This is a genomic window from Micromonospora sp. NPDC049497 (genome assembly GCF_044465805.1).
Taxonomy (GTDB): domain Bacteria; phylum Actinomycetota; class Actinomycetes; order Mycobacteriales; family Micromonosporaceae; genus Micromonospora.
In genome coordinates, this window is sequence record NZ_JBITMC010000023.1 from 50,969 (window position 1) to 66,165 (window position 15,197).

Annotated in this window: 16 protein-coding genes; 9 read left to right on the top strand and 7 right to left on the bottom strand. The window is 74.8% G+C overall.

The genetic code is table 11. The features are described 5' to 3' along the window. Positions 1-690, bottom strand: a complete 690-nt coding sequence (gene mtrA, locus ACIBR0_RS25190) for an MtrAB system response regulator MtrA (protein ID WP_120733217.1) — start codon at positions 688-690, stop codon at positions 1-3. Positions 691-907: 217 nt separating this feature from the next. Between mtrA and ACIBR0_RS25195 the strand changes: the two genes are divergently transcribed. The 5 genes from ACIBR0_RS25195 to ACIBR0_RS25215 are packed head-to-tail and all read left to right on the top strand — an operon-like array spanning position 908 to position 6,135. Beyond that, positions 908-1,747, top strand: coding sequence for a hypothetical protein (locus ACIBR0_RS25195; protein WP_396719631.1), 840 nt, complete (start codon positions 908-910; stop codon positions 1,745-1,747). After that, on the top strand, positions 1,744-2,331 hold the full coding sequence (locus ACIBR0_RS25200) for a DUF4129 domain-containing protein (RefSeq protein ID WP_396719633.1): 588 nt from the start codon (positions 1,744-1,746) through the stop codon (positions 2,329-2,331). Before ACIBR0_RS25195 ends, ACIBR0_RS25200 begins: the two co-directional genes overlap by 4 nt. Further along, complete coding sequence (locus tag ACIBR0_RS25205; RefSeq protein WP_396719635.1) at positions 2,328-3,842, top strand: DUF4350 domain-containing protein; 1,515 nt, start codon at positions 2,328-2,330, stop codon at positions 3,840-3,842. Before ACIBR0_RS25200 ends, ACIBR0_RS25205 begins: the two co-directional genes overlap by 4 nt. Beyond that, complete coding sequence (locus tag ACIBR0_RS25210) at positions 3,839-4,831, top strand: AAA family ATPase (protein ID WP_396719637.1); 993 nt, start codon at positions 3,839-3,841, stop codon at positions 4,829-4,831. Before ACIBR0_RS25205 ends, ACIBR0_RS25210 begins: the two co-directional genes overlap by 4 nt. Next, positions 4,828-6,135 (top strand): DUF58 domain-containing protein, encoded by a 1,308-nt coding sequence (locus ACIBR0_RS25215; protein WP_396719638.1) that lies wholly within the window; start codon positions 4,828-4,830, stop codon positions 6,133-6,135. The genes ACIBR0_RS25210 and ACIBR0_RS25215 overlap by 4 nt, the downstream gene beginning before the upstream one ends. Here ACIBR0_RS25215 and ACIBR0_RS25220 read toward each other — a convergent pair. Then, the gene (locus tag ACIBR0_RS25220) at positions 6,113-7,084 is read right to left on the bottom strand and encodes a stage II sporulation protein M (protein ID WP_396719640.1); all 972 of its coding nucleotides are present in this window, start codon (positions 7,082-7,084) and stop codon (positions 6,113-6,115) included. The two genes, ACIBR0_RS25215 and ACIBR0_RS25220, sit on opposite strands and share 23 nt — an antisense overlap. 41 nt (positions 7,085-7,125) lie before the next feature. On the opposite strand from ACIBR0_RS25220, the gene ACIBR0_RS25225 reads away from it, so the two are divergent. From ACIBR0_RS25225 to ACIBR0_RS25240, 4 genes are all read left to right on the top strand, one after another. Next, a complete protein-coding gene (locus ACIBR0_RS25225) occupies positions 7,126-8,139 on the top strand; it encodes an RDD family protein (RefSeq protein ID WP_396719642.1) in 1,014 nt (337 codons plus the stop codon). Between the two features lie 103 nt (positions 8,140-8,242). After that, the gene (locus tag ACIBR0_RS25230) at positions 8,243-8,689 is read left to right on the top strand and encodes a hypothetical protein (protein WP_357035757.1); all 447 of its coding nucleotides are present in this window, start codon (positions 8,243-8,245) and stop codon (positions 8,687-8,689) included. After that, positions 8,686-9,558, top strand: a complete 873-nt coding sequence (locus ACIBR0_RS25235) for a tetratricopeptide repeat protein (RefSeq protein WP_396719644.1) — start codon at positions 8,686-8,688, stop codon at positions 9,556-9,558. The genes ACIBR0_RS25230 and ACIBR0_RS25235 overlap by 4 nt, the downstream gene beginning before the upstream one ends. Positions 9,559-9,573: 15 nt before the next feature. Further along, positions 9,574-9,744 (top strand): hypothetical protein, encoded by a 171-nt coding sequence (locus ACIBR0_RS25240; RefSeq protein WP_396719646.1) that lies wholly within the window; start codon positions 9,574-9,576, stop codon positions 9,742-9,744. A 91-nt stretch (positions 9,745-9,835) separates the two neighbouring features. Here ACIBR0_RS25240 and ahcY read toward each other — a convergent pair whose 3' ends face one another. From ahcY to ACIBR0_RS25265, 5 genes are all read right to left on the bottom strand, one after another. Next, positions 9,836-11,332 (bottom strand): adenosylhomocysteinase, encoded by a 1,497-nt coding sequence (ahcY, locus tag ACIBR0_RS25245; protein ID WP_396719648.1) that lies wholly within the window; start codon positions 11,330-11,332, stop codon positions 9,836-9,838. 299 nt (positions 11,333-11,631) lie between these two features. Beyond that, positions 11,632-12,795, bottom strand: a complete 1,164-nt coding sequence (gene manA, locus ACIBR0_RS25250) for a mannose-6-phosphate isomerase, class I (protein ID WP_396719650.1) — start codon at positions 12,793-12,795, stop codon at positions 11,632-11,634. Positions 12,796-12,798: 3 nt separating this feature from the next. Next, complete coding sequence (locus ACIBR0_RS25255; protein ID WP_396719652.1) at positions 12,799-13,800, bottom strand: cation diffusion facilitator family transporter; 1,002 nt, start codon at positions 13,798-13,800, stop codon at positions 12,799-12,801. After that, the gene (locus tag ACIBR0_RS25260) at positions 13,797-14,993 is read right to left on the bottom strand and encodes an SIS domain-containing protein (protein ID WP_396719654.1); all 1,197 of its coding nucleotides are present in this window, start codon (positions 14,991-14,993) and stop codon (positions 13,797-13,799) included. Before ACIBR0_RS25260 ends, ACIBR0_RS25255 begins: the two co-directional genes overlap by 4 nt. Beyond that, positions 14,990-15,175 carry a Trm112 family protein gene (locus tag ACIBR0_RS25265; protein ID WP_396719656.1) on the bottom strand — a complete coding sequence of 62 codons (186 nt, stop codon included), beginning with the start codon at positions 15,173-15,175 and terminating at the stop codon, positions 14,990-14,992. Before ACIBR0_RS25265 ends, ACIBR0_RS25260 begins: the two co-directional genes overlap by 4 nt. Positions 15,176-15,197: the final 22 nt, after the last annotated feature.

The window sequence follows — 15,197 nt, forward strand, 5'->3', positions numbered from 1 at the left end:
CTATCCGGTACCCGCCTTGTAGCCCACGCCCCGCACGGTCAGGATGATTTCCGGCCGCTCCGGATCCGGCTCGATCTTGGCGCGCAGCCGCTGCACGTGCACGTTGACCAGGCGGGTGTCGGCGGCGTGCCGGTAGCCCCAGACCTGCTCCAGCAGCACCTCCCGGGTGAAGACCTGGCGCGGCTTGCGGGCGAGCGCGACCAGCAGGTCGAACTCCAGCGGCGTCAGCTTCACCTCCTCGCCGTTACGGCTGACCGTGTGCGCCGGCACGTCGATGGTGATCTGGTTGTCGGGCGGGCCGATGGTCAACATCTCGGGCGCGACGTCCTCGCCCCGGCGCAGCCGGGCCCGCATCCGGGCCACCAGCTCCTTGGGCTTGAACGGTTTGACCACGTAGTCGTCGGCACCCGACTCGAGCCCGAGGACCACGTCGACGGTGTCGCTCTTGGCGGTCAGCATGACGATCGGCACCCCGGACTCGGTGCGGATGGACCGCGCCACGTCGATGCCGCTCATGCCGGGCAGCATGAGGTCGAGAAGGACGATGTCCGGCCGGTTCTCGCGGAACGCGGCCAGGGCCCGTTCCCCGTCGGCGACGAACGAGGGCAGGAAGCCCTCGCTGCGCAGGACGATGCCGAGCATCTCGGCGAGCGCGGGGTCGTCGTCGACCACCAGTACCCGGGCTCTCATGGGGTTAATTTTCCATCCCCGTTCCGTTGGCGTGGGATCGGCGTCACCCGGCACGGTACTGCCGTTGGCCGCCGACGCACAGCAGGCGGCGTCCGGGCGTCGCCGGGCGGCGTGCGGTCCACCCGATCGGGACCGCACGTGTCACCATGATCCCTGCGTGCGGCGCCGCGCGCCACCGCCGAGCGGCGCCCGTCCGTCCACCGCCTGAGGAGTACGCGTGCCCGACGCCGGCCCGACCGTCGTCCTCCCGCGCCGTCCGCTCACGGTGGGCGAGGTGCTCGACTCGGCCGTCCTGCTGCTGCGCGACCACGCCGCGGTGCTGGTCCCGCTCGCCCTGGTGCTGACGGTGGGCGAGCAGCTGCTGCTGTACCCGCTGCGCCTCGCCGCCGGCACCGGGCCGCCCACCTGGATCGTGGGTTTTGACGGGTTCGCCCTGTTCTGGCCGCTGCTGGCCGTCGGCGCCGCCGTCGAGGCGGTGATCGTCCTGCTGCTCGGCAACCCGGCCGGGCGGGCCGCCGGCGCCGCCCTGGTCGGGCGTACGGCGGGGGCGCGGGAACTGGTGCGTCCCGCCGGGGCACGCTGGGGCGCCACCCTGCTGAACGCTCCCCTGGTCGCGCTGGTCATGGTGGTCGCCGCCCTCCTCGGCCCGGTCTGGCTGCTCGGCTTCGCCCTGCTCGGCGGCATCGCCCCGGCCCTGGTCGTGGACCGGGTGGGTGCCGCCCGGGCCCTGCCGCGCTCGGCCGCGCTGGCCGTACGCGGTGGTCGGGCGGCCGCCCTGCGGCTCCTCGGCTACCTGGTGTGGTGGATCGTGCGGGTCGGGCTCGGTGTGGGCGTCTTCTACGGTGTCGAGACCCTGAACCTGCTGGACGACGACTGGGCCGTCGCGCTGTCGCTGGGGCTGTGGGCGGCCGTCAACGCCGTCGCGTACCCGGCGCTGGCCTGCCTGGACGCGGTGCTGCACCTGGAGGCCCGGATGCGCACCGAGGGGCTGGACATCCGGCTGTCCCGGGCTCGTGCGGAGGCACCCGAGGAGACGCTGCTGGCGGTCGGCCGATGAGCTTCAGCCGGTGGTGGACCGAGACGACCGCGAACCTCGGTGACCGGGTACCGCTTCCGCTGGTGGCACTGCTGCTGGTGCTCGGGGCGGTGCTGGTCGCCGTCGCCTGGTACACGTTCCCGGCCTGGGTGCCCCGCCGGCTGCCCCGGTTGCGGCTGCCCCGTCTGCGGCTGCCCCGCCGGGCGAAACGGCGCCGGCGGGCACGGGCACAGGCCGGCGCCGCGCCCGCCGTACCGTCGCCCCGGGAACCCGAGGCGGAGCCGACGCTGCCCGGCCACGTCTCCCTGGCGGACCGGCTGGCGACGCAGGGCCGCTACGCCGAGGCGGTCCGGGAGCGCCTGCGGGCGATGATCGGCGAACTGGTCACCCGACGGGTGCTGACGCCGGAACCCGGCATGACCGTGGTCGAGGTGGTCGCCGCCGCGGCCCGGAACCGCCCACCGGTCGCGCCACCGCTCGGCGCCGCCGGGGCGATCTTCACCGAGCTGTGGTACGCGCGGCAGCCCGCCACGGCCGAGCACGACCGCCGCATGCGAGAGCATGCCGACGACCTGCACCGCCTGCTGGCCGGGGAGGCACCGTGACCGCCGGCGTCACCACCGCCCCACCGGCGTCCCGCGCCACCGCTCGCCCCCGGCGACGCCGGCACCGGATCCTGCTCCCGCTCGGCCTGGCCGCGGCGCTGCTCGTCACCACCCTGGTCACCCACGCCGTCGACCAGCCCGACCCGACCGACGGCGGCTTCCTGTCCCCCGTGTCGACCGGCGCGGACGGCGGCAGCCGCCTCGCCGAGGCGCTGCGACAGCGCGGGGTGACCGTGCAGCGGGAGACGGACACCCTGCGCGCGCTGGCGGCCGCCCGGTCCGGGTCCGCCACGCTGTTCGTACCGTCCCCGGCCCTGGTGCACCCCCGGACGGTCGCCGCCCTCGGTGCCCTGCCCGCCCGTACCCGGGTGGTGCTGGTCGACCCGCCGCTGCGGGTGCTGCTCTCCGCCGGGCTGTCCGTGGCCCCGGGCGACCGCCGCTGGGCGGCGCGGGAGGTCGGGCCGGACGCCCGGGGGCTGTCCTGCCCGCTGCCCGAGCTGACCGGGACCGGCCGGGTCGCCCTCGGTCTCCAGCGCTGGACGACCTCCTCGGACCGGGTGGTGGACGCCGACTTCTGCTTCGCGGATCACCTGGTGCGGCTCGGGTCCACGACGGCGGACACCGTCGTGGTGGGGGCGAGCGACCCGTTCCGCAACGCACGACTCGACGAGTGGGACAACCGCGCGTTCGCCACCGCCCTGCTCGGCGGCACCGGCCGGGTGGTCTGGCTGGACCTCGACGGTCCGGCGCCGGCGCCCACCTACGCCTCCGGCCCCACCGGCGACCGTCCCGGGGACCGGGGACCGGGCTCCGGTGACGGCACCGGCGACGGTAGCGGGACAGGCGACGGGGACGGGCGCCCGGGTGGGCCCGGCAACGGGGACGGGCGCCCGGGTGGGCCCGGCAACGGGGACGGGCGCCCGGGTGGGCCCGGCAACGGGGACGGCTCCGGCGAGGGATCCACCGACGGCGAGGGCTCGACCGACGGCGACGACTCCGCCGACGGCGCCTCCGACCCGCCGAACCCGCTCTGGAACGCCTTCCCCGGCTGGTTCTGGGCCCTGCTGCTCCAGCTCGCCCTGGCCGCACTGCTCGCCGCGCTCTGGCGGGGCCGCCGGCTCGGCCCGCCGAGCACGGAACCACTGCCGGTGACCGTCCGGTCGACGGAGACGGTGCTCGGTCGCGCACGCCTCTACCAGCAGGCCGGTGCCCGGGACGCCGCCGCCCGTACGCTGCGCACCGCCACCCTGGCCCGGCTCCTGCCCCGGCTGAACCTCCCGGCGACCACCCCACCGGGCGAGATCGTCACGGCGGTGACCGCCCACACCGGCGAGAGCGAGGACCGCACCGACGACCTGCTGTACGGGCCGGCGCCCGACTCCGACCAGGAGCTGCTGGAGCTGGCCCGCGCCCTGGACCGGGTGGCCCGTACGGTGGCCCCGCACCCCGCCGGGCCGCTCCCGCCGGCCGAGGCTCCGCACCCGCACCGACCCGAAGGAGAACCCCGGTGACCCGACCCGCCGGAACCGCCGAGCCGACGGCCACCGCCCCGGACGACCCCCGTGCCGCCCTCCACCGCCTGCGCCAGGAGGTCGCCAAGGCGGTGGTCGGGCAGGACGGGGTCGTCACCGGCCTGCTGATGGCCCTGCTCTGCCGGGGGCACGTGCTGCTGGAGGGCGTGCCGGGAGTGGCGAAGACCCTGCTGATCCGCACCGTGGCCACGGCACTGGACCTGGACTCCAAGCGGGTCCAGTTCACCCCCGACCTGATGCCCGGCGACGTCACCGGTTCGCTGATCTTCGACCCGCACACCGCCGCGTTCGCCTTCCGCGAGGGGCCGGTCTTCACCAACCTGCTGCTCGCCGACGAGATCAACCGCACCCCGCCGAAGACTCAGTCGGCGCTGCTGGAGGTGATGGAGGAGCGGCAGGTCTCGGTGGAGGGCGAGCGGCGTCCGCTGCCCGACCCGTTCATCGTGGCCGCCACCCAGAACCCGGTCGAGTACGAGGGCACCTATCCGCTGCCCGAGGCGCAGCTCGACCGGTTCCTGCTCAAGCTGACCGTGCCGATGCCCAGCCGGGAGGAGGAGTTGGGCGTGCTGCGGGCGCACCACGCCGGCTTCGACCCCCGGGACCTCAGGGCGGCCGGCGTACGGCCGGTGGCGACGGCCGCGGACCTGGCGGCCGCCCGCGCGTCGGTCGGGCAGGTCCACCTGGCCGAACCACTCTTCGGCTACATCGTGGACCTGTGCCGGGCCACCCGCGCCACCCCCGCCCTGGAGCTGGGCGCGTCCCCCCGGGGCGCGACGGCACTGCTCGGCACGGCGAAGGCGTGGGCGTGGCTGGCGGGCCGGAACTACGTGGTCCCGGACGACGTCAAGGCGGTCGCCCGGCCCACCCTGCGGCACCGCCTGCGGCTGCGGCCCGAGGTCGAGCTGGAGGGCGTCACCGTCGACGCGGTGCTGGACACGGTGCTCGCCACCGTGCCGACGCCGCGATGACCTGGCGGGCGGCGGCCCTGCTGGCGGCGGGCGCGGTCACCCTGCCGCTCTGGCCGTCGCCGTTCGCCGGCCTGCTGGTGATGGCCTCCGCCGTGCTGCTGGTGGCCCTGCTCGACCGGACGCTGGCGGTGCCGCCGGGCGCCCTCACCGCCGCACGCGAGGGGGACCGCGCGGTCCGGCTCGGCGACACGGCCACCGTCGCGCTGGTGCTGCACAACCCCACCGGCCGTACGCTGCGCGCCCGGGTCCGCGACGCCTGGGTGCCGTCGGCCGGCGCCCACCCCGACGTACCGCCGTCCCGGGTCGTCCGGGTCGAGCCGGGCGGAACGGTGTCGCTGCCCACCCGGCTGACCCCGCTGCGGCGCGGCGACCGCCCGGCGACGGCGCTCACCGTCCGCTCCGTCGGCCCGCTGGGCCTGGCGTTCCGGCAACGCTCCGGCCGCCCGGCGACGCCCGCGTGGACACTGCGGGTGCTGCCCCGGTTCGACTCCCGCCGGCACCTGCCGGAGAAGCTGTCCCGGCTGCGCGTCATCGACGGCACCCAGGTCAGCCGGGGACGCGGCCAGGGCACCGAGTTCGACGCCCTGCGCGAGTACGTCGTCGGCGACGACGTCCGCTCGATCGACTGGCGGGCCAGCGCCCGCCGGGCCGACGTGCTGGTGCGGACGTGGCGGCCGGAGCGGGACCGGCGGCTGGTGTGCGTGCTGGACACGGGCCGCACCTCGGCGGTCCGCGTCGGCGACGAGCCCCGGCTGGACACCGCGATCGACGCGGCGCTGCTGCTGACCGCCCTGGCCGCCCGCGCCGGTGACCGGGTCGACCTGCTCGCCGCCGACAACGCCGTACGGGCCACGGTCACCGGCACCCGCCCGGCCCTGCTCGCCCGGCTGGTCCACGCGCTCGCCCCGCTGCAACCGTCGCTGGTGGAGACGGACTTCGACCTGATCGCCGCCGAACTGCTGCGCCGGCGGCAGCACCGCAGCCTGGTGGTGCTGTTCACCGCGCTGGAGGCGGGCGCGCTCGGCGAGGGGCTGCTCCCGGTGCTCCCCCGGCTGGCCGCCCGGCACACGGTGGTCGTCGCGGCCAGCCACGACCCCGTGCTGACCGCCCTCACCTCGGCCACCCCGGCACACCCACGGGACGCGTACGCGGCGGCAGCCGCCTGGCGGGCGCTGGCCGAACGGGACCGGGTGCGGGCGGCACTGGCCCGGCACGGCGTGACGGTCGTCGACGCCCCCGCCGGCCACCTGGCCCCCGCGGTCGCCGACGCCTACCTGCGGCTCAAGTCCCAGGGCCGCCTCTGACCACGTCCCCGGTCACGGTGGCGCGGCGGCCGAGGAGCACCACGTACGCCAGGAAGGCCAGCCAGACCGCGGCGCCGACGGCCACCCGGAACGGGACCGGGAGGGGCGCCGGGGTCACGAAGGCCTCGATGCCGGCGGCGACGGCGAACACCCCGACCAGCCCCAGGGCGACCAGGACCGCCTCGCGGCCCGCCCGGGCGACCGCCTGCCCCCGGGTCAGGTCGGCCGGCGGCGAGATCCACGCCCAGCCCGTCCGCAGGCCCACCCCGGCGGCCACGAACACCCCGGTCAGCTCCAGCAGGCCGTGCGGGGTGATCAGGCCGAAGAAGACGTCCGAGCGGCCGTAGGCGACCATCACCCCGCCGACCACGGCGATGTTGAGCGCGTTCTGCCAGAGCAGGTAGAGCACCGGGACGATCAGCACGCCGGCGGCGAGGCACTGCGCGGCCAGCCAGGCGTTGTGCGTCCACAGGTGGAACGCGAAGGTCGGCGCCGCGAACTCGGTGTAGTAGCCGGCGAAGCCCGAGTCGACCAGGTCCGCCGCCGCCTCCTCGCCGATGAAGGCCGACGCGGTGTCCGGGTTGCCGGCGACGTACCCCATGAGGAAGAAGCTGAGCAGGCTGAACCCGGTCGCCACGCCGCACCACCACGGCCAGGCGCGGTAGACGGCCGACGGGAAGCCGACGGTCGCGAACCGCGCGACCGCGGCCCAGGACGGCCGGCGGCGGTCGGTGAGCCGGGACCGCGCCCGCAGCACCACCTGGGAGAGCTGGCTGACCAGGGCCGGGTCGGGGCAGCGGCTGCGCAGCACCGAGAGCTGGGTGGTGGCCCGCTGGTACAGGGCGATCAGCTCGTCGATCTCCCCGGCGTCGAGCCGGGCGCGGCCGGTGAGTACCTCCAGCCGCCGCCACTCGCCGCCGTGCTCCGCGACGTACGCGTCCAGATCCACCGCTCACCCCCGTCCGGGCGATCATAGTGTTCACTGTCCGGGTGACCACCCCACCGCGTCCCCCGGCCCGGCCCACCTCGTGGGGCGACGCCGGGCTGGTCAGCGGGGAGGCCGTGGAGCTCGACGTGCGTGCCGCGCGGCTCGGTTCCCGGGTCCTCGCGCTCCTGATCGACGTACCGGTCCAGTTGGCCGTCGCCCTCGCGCTGTCGATGGCGGCGGGGCTGGCGTTCACCGTGCTGCCCGTCGGCCTGGTCGACGGCGCGCTGGCCGGTGGTCTCGGCACGGTCGGCCTGGTCGTCGTGCTGGTCGGCTACCCGGTGCTGTGCGAGCGGTTCAACCAGGGACGGACGGTGGGCAAGGTGGCCGTCGGGTTGCGGGTGGTCAGCGTGGACGGCGCGCCGGTGGGCGTACGGCAGTCGCTGACCCGGGCCCTGGTCGGCGTCGCCGTGGAGTGGCCGGGGCTGGTGCTGCCCCTGCTGAGCTGGGTGGCCGGGGTGACGGTGATGCTGAGCGACCGCCGGGGCCGCCGTCTCGGTGACCTGGTGGCGGGGACGCTCGTGGTGCACACCCGTACGGCGACGCCCTGGCGGCCGGTCCCCACCGCGGTGCCGGCGCTGGTCGGGTGGGCGTACACGGCGGACCTGAGCCGGCTGGACGACGGTCTGGCGCTGGCCGCGCGGCAGTACCTGGCCCGCGTGCACCAGTTCGCGGAGCCGGCGCGGACCCGGCTGGCGCACGGCCTCTGGACGGAGGTCGCGGCGGTGGTCACGCCGCTGCCCCCGGCGGGGATGTCCGAGACGGTCTACCTGGCGGCGGTCCTCGGGGAGCGGCACCGCCGCGACGGGCACCGGCTCGGTCGCGGCCGGGCGGTCGCGGCCACCCTGTGGCCGGAGCTGACCCCGGGGCCGGCGGCGCCCGCCCCCGTGGTCACCACCGCCCCGGCCGTCACCACCGCCGGGCCCGTCCGCCCGGCCACACCCGCCGGCCCACCGGCGCCGCGCGCCGCCACCCCCGGCCTTCCGCCGGTACGCCCCGAGGTCGCCGACCGGCGCTGACCGGCTTCCTCCGGTTCGCGGGAGCCGTCACGTGGATCCCCACGGCAGCACCCCGCTGTGGCAGGATCCGGCACGCCCCCGACACCGCCTGACAGGACCGCGCGTGGCCGACGACCTCTTCACCCCCACCATCGCCCCGCCGCCGTACCAGCCCGCCCGCCCGCCGTGGCGGGTCCAGTCCCTGCTCTACCCGGCGGTCTTCGGCGGCCCCACCGCGGTCACCGTGCTGGCCGCGCTCAACGGTCGACGCCTGGGCCTGCCCCGGTCGGCGCTGCTGACCGTGCTCGCCGCCGGGCTGGCCGGCCTGGTCGCGCGGGTGGGTGTCAGCCTCGCGCTCTTCGACGCGGACAGTGGGCGCCCCAGCCGGCTGATCGGCGCACTGGCCGGCGGACTGGTCTGGGCGGCCGTCGCCGCCGTGCAGAAGCGGCCGTTCCGCGCGTACGAGCTGCGCGGTGGGGAGCCGGCGTCGCTGTGGGGGCCGGGCATCGCCGCGGTGCTGGTGTGCGGCCTCGCCGAGGCGGTCCTGATCGGGGCGCTGATGGCGGCATGAGCACCGCCCACGACCAGCTTGCGCGCGTCGCCCACCTCCTCGAGGTGAACCGGCCCGAGCAGGCGCTGGAAGAGCTGGGTCGCCTCCCCGCCGGGCTGGCCACCGAGGTCGCCGCGTTCCGGTTGCGGGCCGCCGCGCTGACCGACCTGGACCGCTGGGACGACGTCGTCGCCGTCGCGCGACAGGGTCTGGCCGAGGCCGGCCCGGACGCGGAGCTGCTCGGCCGGCTGGGCCTGGCGCTGCGGCACCGCGGGGCGTACGCCGACGCCGAACGGGCGCTGCTCGACGCGCTCGCCCGCACGCCGAAAAACCCCTGGCTGCTCTGCCAGTACGCCGACCTCTGCACCGCCGTCGGCCAGACCGACAAGGCCGAACGCCTCGTGGCCCGCGCGGCGGCGATCGTCCCGGACCTTCCGTCGGTCTACGCCTCGCGCTTCCAGCTCGCGTACGCCCGGGGCGACGACCGGGCGGCGGAGACCGTCGCGGAGGAGTTCCTCGCGGCGTGGCCGACGCACCCGGTGGCCCTGGCGCTGCACGGTCACGCCGCCGCCCTGCGCGGCCGGATGGGCACCGCCCACCGCTCCTTCGGCCAGGCGGTGGCGCACGACCCCACCGACGCCGACTACGCCGAGGCGGCCTGGGAGTCCCGGGTGCACGCTCACCCGCTGCTGGTGCCGCTGCGCCCGCTCCACCGGTTCGGCGTGTTCCGCACCTGGCTCGTCGCGGTCGCGGTCATCGTCCTGCTCAAGCTGGCCGGTCTGGACCTGCTCGCCGGCCTGTTCGCCCTGTCCTGGTTCCTGTTCTGCGTGTGGTCGTGGATCGCCCCGCCGCTGGTCCGCCGGCTCGTACGCCGACGGTGGCGGGCGTGAGGGCGGGCCGACGCGGTGCGACACGGCCACCGCGTACACCGGCCGTGGCTGGCCGTCCTCGCGGTGGTGCTGCTGCTCAGCGCGCTCCGGCTGCGGACGCTCGCCGCGGCGGTGTCTCTTGCCTGGCTCGCCTGGTGCGTCTGGACCTGGGTCCGACCGACCGGGCGACGTCCCCGCTCCGACTGACCGTGCCCGACCGGCGACCCCGCCGCGACGACCACACACGACACCGGGCCGCCGCTGGTGACAGCGGCGGCCCGGTTGACGTCGTACGGGATCAGTAGCGGTAGTGCTCCGGCTTGAACGGGCCCTCCACGGCGACGCCGAGGTAGGCGGCCTGCTCCTTGGTCAGCTCGGTCAGCCTGGCACCCAGGGCGTCCAGGTGCAGGCGGGCGACCTTCTCGTCCAGAGCCTTGGGCAGCACGTACACGCCGGTCGGGTACTCGTCGGTCTTCGTGTACAGCTCGATCTGGGCGATCGTCTGGTTGGCGAAGGAGTTCGACATCACGAAGCTCGGGTGGCCGGTGGCGTTGCCCAGGTTCAGCAGGCGACCCTCGGACAGCACGATGATCGCGTGGCCGTCGTCGAACTTCCACAGGTCCACCTGCGGCTTGATGTTCTCCCGCGTCACGTCGCCGCGCTTGGCCAGGCCGGCCATGTCGATCTCGTTGTCGAAGTGGCCGATGTTGCCGACGATGGCCTGGTGCTTCATCCGCGCCATGTGCTCGTTGGTGATGACGTCGAAGCAGCCGGTCGCGGTGATGAAGATGTCGGCGATCTCGACCACGTCGTCCAGGGTGGCGACCTGGTAGCCGTCCATCGCCGCCTGGAGGGCGCAGATCGGGTCGACCTCGGTCACGACGACCCGGGCGCCCTGGCCACGCAGCGACTCCGCGCAGCCCTTGCCCACGTCGCCGTAGCCGAGCACGACGGCCATCTTGCCGCCGATCAGCACGTCGGTGGCCCGGTTGATGCCGTCGATGAGCGAGTGGCGGCAGCCGTACTTGTTGTCGAACTTGCTCTTCGTCACCGAGTCGTTGACGTTGATCGCCGGGAACAGCAGCGTGCCGGCCCGGTGCATCTCGTAGAGCCGGTGCACGCCGGTGGTGGTCTCCTCGGTCACGCCCTTGATGGTCGAGGCGATCCGCGTCCAGCGCTGGCCGTCCTCGGCCAGGGAGCGCTGTAGGACGCCCAGGATGACCGCGTACTCCTCGGAGTCGGCGGACTCCACCGGCGGCACGGCGCCGGCCTTCTCGAACTCCACGCCCTTGTGCACGAGCAGGGTGGCGTCACCGCCGTCGTCGAGGATCATGTTGGGGCCCTGCCCGTCGGGCCAGTCGAGCACCCGCTCGGTGCACCACCAGTACTCGTCGAGGCTCTCGCCCTTCCACGCGTACACCGGCACACCGGCCGGGGCGTCGGGGGTGCCGTCGGCGCCGACGACGACCGCGGCGGCGGCGTGGTCCTGGGTGGAGAAGATGTTGCAGGACGCCCACCGCACCTGCGCGCCCAACGCGACCAGGGTCTCGATCAGCACGGCGGTCTGGATGGTCATGTGCAGCGAACCGGTGATCCGCGCACCGGCGAGGGGCTGAGCGTCGGCGAACTCACGACGGATCGCCATCAGGCCGGGCATCTCGTGCTCGGCGAGCCGGATCTCCTTACGGCCGAACTCGGCGAGCGACAGATCCGCCACCTTGTAGTCGCCCTCGGCGAGAGTGCTCGGCCGGACCTCGGGCGTACCGCTGGCGGACGCCGGGAGGGTGCTGGTCATGGAAGCTCCTGTCGGACGATGTGCAGCGCAACCATCCACCTTACGCTCGCGCGCCGACGGACGGATGTCCGGTACGTGGACAGCGCACGGGGCGGTCGGTGGTGGACGGAGTTTCCGTCCATCGGCCGCCGCCCCGTGCATCCCCCCGGTTTGGTTCCCCCGCGCGCTCTCGGGACCGTCGTCGCGATAACGCTGCGCACTCATAGAGTCACACTGCGCTGAACTCGCGTCAAGCCATTTCCGAAAAGTCGGACTTGGTGGAGGTGAGTGCGGCCTGGCGTGTCGAGCGGGCATGATCGTCAGGAGGAGCCGCAGGTGGCGACGTACGCCTCACCGGCGCCGACGAAGCGCAGCGGCCCCCCGGCGGCGGCGCCGACCGCGGCCTGTCCGGGCACCAGCGACACCGCGCCCGCCCCGTCGTCGACGGTGACCGTGCCGGTGCAGCACAGCACCACCCGGGGCCCGGGCGGCGACAGTGTCACCTCGGGCAGCTCGCTGCCCACCGTCACCCGGTGCAGCGCGAAGTCGTCCACCGGCACCGGCCAGCAGACCACCCCCGGCACCACCGGCCGGGGCCGCACCACCGGGTCGTGGAGCACCTCGAACCGCAGCACCCGCAGCAGCTCGTCCACGTCGATCCGCTTCGGGGTCAACCCGCCGCGCAGCACGTTGTCGCTGGCCGCCATGATCTCCACGCCGGTCCCACGCAGGTAGGCGTGCAGGTTCCCGGCGGGCATCCAGATCGCCTCGCCGCGCACCAGGCGTACCCGGTTGAGCAACAACGCCACCAGCACACCGGGATCGGCGGGATAGGCGGCCGCCAGCTCCGCGGCCAGCGCGGCGTCCGGACCGGCGACCGGCGCGGACGCCACAGCCTTCACCAGCCCGTCCCGCTCCTCGGCAGGCCAGGTCAGCAGCAGGCGTACGGCGTCACGCAGGCCCGCCGTACCGGTGCGCAGCGCGGCCACCACCGGCTCCAACGCCGGTACGCCGAAGGCGGCGAGCACCGCCGCCGCCTCCCCCGGCTCCCGGAAGCCGCAGAGCGCCTCCATCGGCGACAGCGCGACGAGCAGCTCCGGCTTGTGGTGCGGGTCGACGTAGTTGCGTTCGGCATGCGGCCGGTCCGCGTCCGCGGCGTGTCCGGCGCGGGCCTGCTCCCGATCGGGGTGGGCCTGGAGGCTCAGCGGCGCGTCCGCGGCGAGCACCTTGAGCAGGAACGGCAGCCGGGTGCCGAAACGGCCGACCACCTGCTCGCCGAGCCAGTGCCCCGGCTCGGCGAGCAGCAGGTCGGTCAGCGCCACCCGGCCGCCGCCGCGGTCGACCGTGGCCGGGGCGCCCGGGTGGGCGCCCAGCCACAGCTCGGCCTCCGGCTCGTCACTCGGCACCGGGCGGCCCTGCAACTCGGCGATGGCCGAGCGGGACCCCCAGGCGTAGTTCCGGACCGGTCCGTACAGCGGTTCCACGAATCAGCTCCCGTGCCGCCCGGCCACCCCGCCCGACTCGGACTCCGGCACCGCAGTGGTCGCGGCGCTGCCGCTGCCGGCCCGCTCCGCGGCGGCGCTGTAGATGTCCGGCTCCAGGTAGATGACCCGCGCGGCCGGCACCGCGGCCCGGATCCGGGCCTCGACGGCGTTGATGCCCCGGGCCAGCTCCTCGGCGTTGTCGCAGGCCGGCACACCGATCTTCGCGGCCACCATCAGCTCCTCGGGACCGAGGTAGAGCGTCTTCATGTGGATGATCCGCTCGACCTCCGGGCCGTCCGTGACGGCCTTCTCGATCGCCGCGACGTCGTGCGCCTCGGCGCCCTCACCCAGCAGCAGGCTCTTGGTCTCGATGGCGAGGATGATCGCGATGACGACCAGCAGGACACCGATCATCGCGGTGCCGATCGCGTCCCACTCGCCGTTACCGGTGATCAGCGTAAGGCTGACGCCGAAGAGGGCGAAGATCAGACCCACCAGCGCGCCGAGGTCCTCCAGGAGCACGACCGGCAACTCGGGGGCCTTGGCGCGGCGCACGAAATGCACCCAGGACTGGTTGCCCCGGATCCGGTTGGACTCCACGATCGCGGTCCGGAAGGAGAACGACTCCATGATGATCGCCGCCACCAGCACGACCACCGGCACCCACTGCCACTCGGTGATGCCCTCCGGGTGCGACCACTTGTGGTACGCCTCGTAGAGCGCGAACAGGCCGCCGACGCTGAACAGCACGATGGACACGATGAACGCGTAGATGTACCGCTCACGGCCGTAGCCGAACGGGTGCTGGGGGGTCGCCTCCCGCTTGGCCCGCTTGCCGCCGAGCAGCAGCAGGCCCTGGTTGCCCGAGTCGGCCACCGAGTGGATCGACTCGGCCAGCATCGACGACGAGCCCGTCAGCAGGAACGCGATGAACTTGGTGATGGCGATGCCGACGTTGGCCAGCAGGGCGGCGACGATCGCCTTCGTCCCGCCATTAGCACTCACTGGTTCGACAGCTCCTTCATCTCGGTGATGGCCGGAACGGCCATCGGGTCCAGGCCGTGTGCCAGGGCGAGGTAGACCGATGCGAAGTCCGGCACGGCGATCAGCGAGGCGAGCCGCTCCAGCGCGGAGCCGCCCTCGGCGGTCACCACGTCGCAGCGCACCCCCCGCCGCTCGGCCAGGGTCTGCACCGCGTCCGCGCGGCGCTCCTCGACCGCGAGCGGCTCGTCGCTGTCGTCCTCGGCGTTCAGACCGCCGTCCCGCAGCAGCACCAGCCGCAGCCGGGTGCCACTCGGGGCTTCCTGATCGGGGTCGGCGAAGATGTCCCGCTCCCCCTCCACCAGGCCGCCGAAGACGCCGTCGAGCAGACCGACCCGACCCCGGCCGGCCTCGCCGAGCGCGCCGGAGACCACCGGGTAGCGGGCGTTGGCGGACAGGGTGTCGCCGAAGCGGCGGGCCGCGACGGTGGCCAGCGGGGACGATCCCCAGACGATCGGGACCGATCCGGCCAGGCCGAGCGCGAGCGACTTCGCCGGGTTCACGAAGGACTCCGCCGTCGGGCGGCAGCGGTCGGCTTCCGCGTCGAGACGCGCCGCCGTCTCCGCCAGATCCGCCTCGTTCACCTTCACGAGGCCGAGCGTACGGGCGGCGAGCAGAACCGGCACGGTGAGCGCCCAAAGGCTGGCCCGGGCCGGTGCACGCCGGGGCACCGGGATGAACGGCGCGCGAGCGCGCTCGGCGACCGACTGCAACTGGGAATCCGGTGCGCCCACGGCGACCAGCCGGGCGCCCCGGCGGTGCGCGGCCTCGGCGGCGCCGAGCGCCTCGGGGCTACGACCGGAGGCGCTGACGGCGATGACCACGTCCGCGGCACCCACCCAGCCGGGAACGCCGGCGCTGCGGTGCGGGATGACCGGCACCGGGCAGCGCGGACCGGCCACCGTGGCCAGCACGTCACCGGTCCGGCCGGCGGTGCCGATGCCGGCGATGACGACCGCGCGGGGCCGCCCCTCGTCGGCCAGCACCGCCAGGTTCGCCTCGGCGGCCAGGGAGGCCGACTCGCGGACCTGCGCACCGCCCGAGGCGGTGTGGCGCAGCATCCCACCCGGATCGTGCTCGGCGAGCGCGTCCGGGTTGTCCAGCAGGGCCTCGTCGGGGTCGCGGCGACCGCTCACACCGGCCGTACCGTCGATCACGACCGCTCCGCCCGGCCCGGACGTGCTTCGTCCAGCAGCAGCACCGGGACGTCGTCACGCACCTCGAAGACCCGGCCGCACTCGGTGCAGGTCAGCGTCTGCGCCTGTGCGTCGTAGTCCAGCGGGGCGTGGTGCGTGTCCGGGCAGGCGAGGATCTCCAGCAACTGCGGGTCCAGGGCCACGGCGCGGCTCCTTCCACGTGTG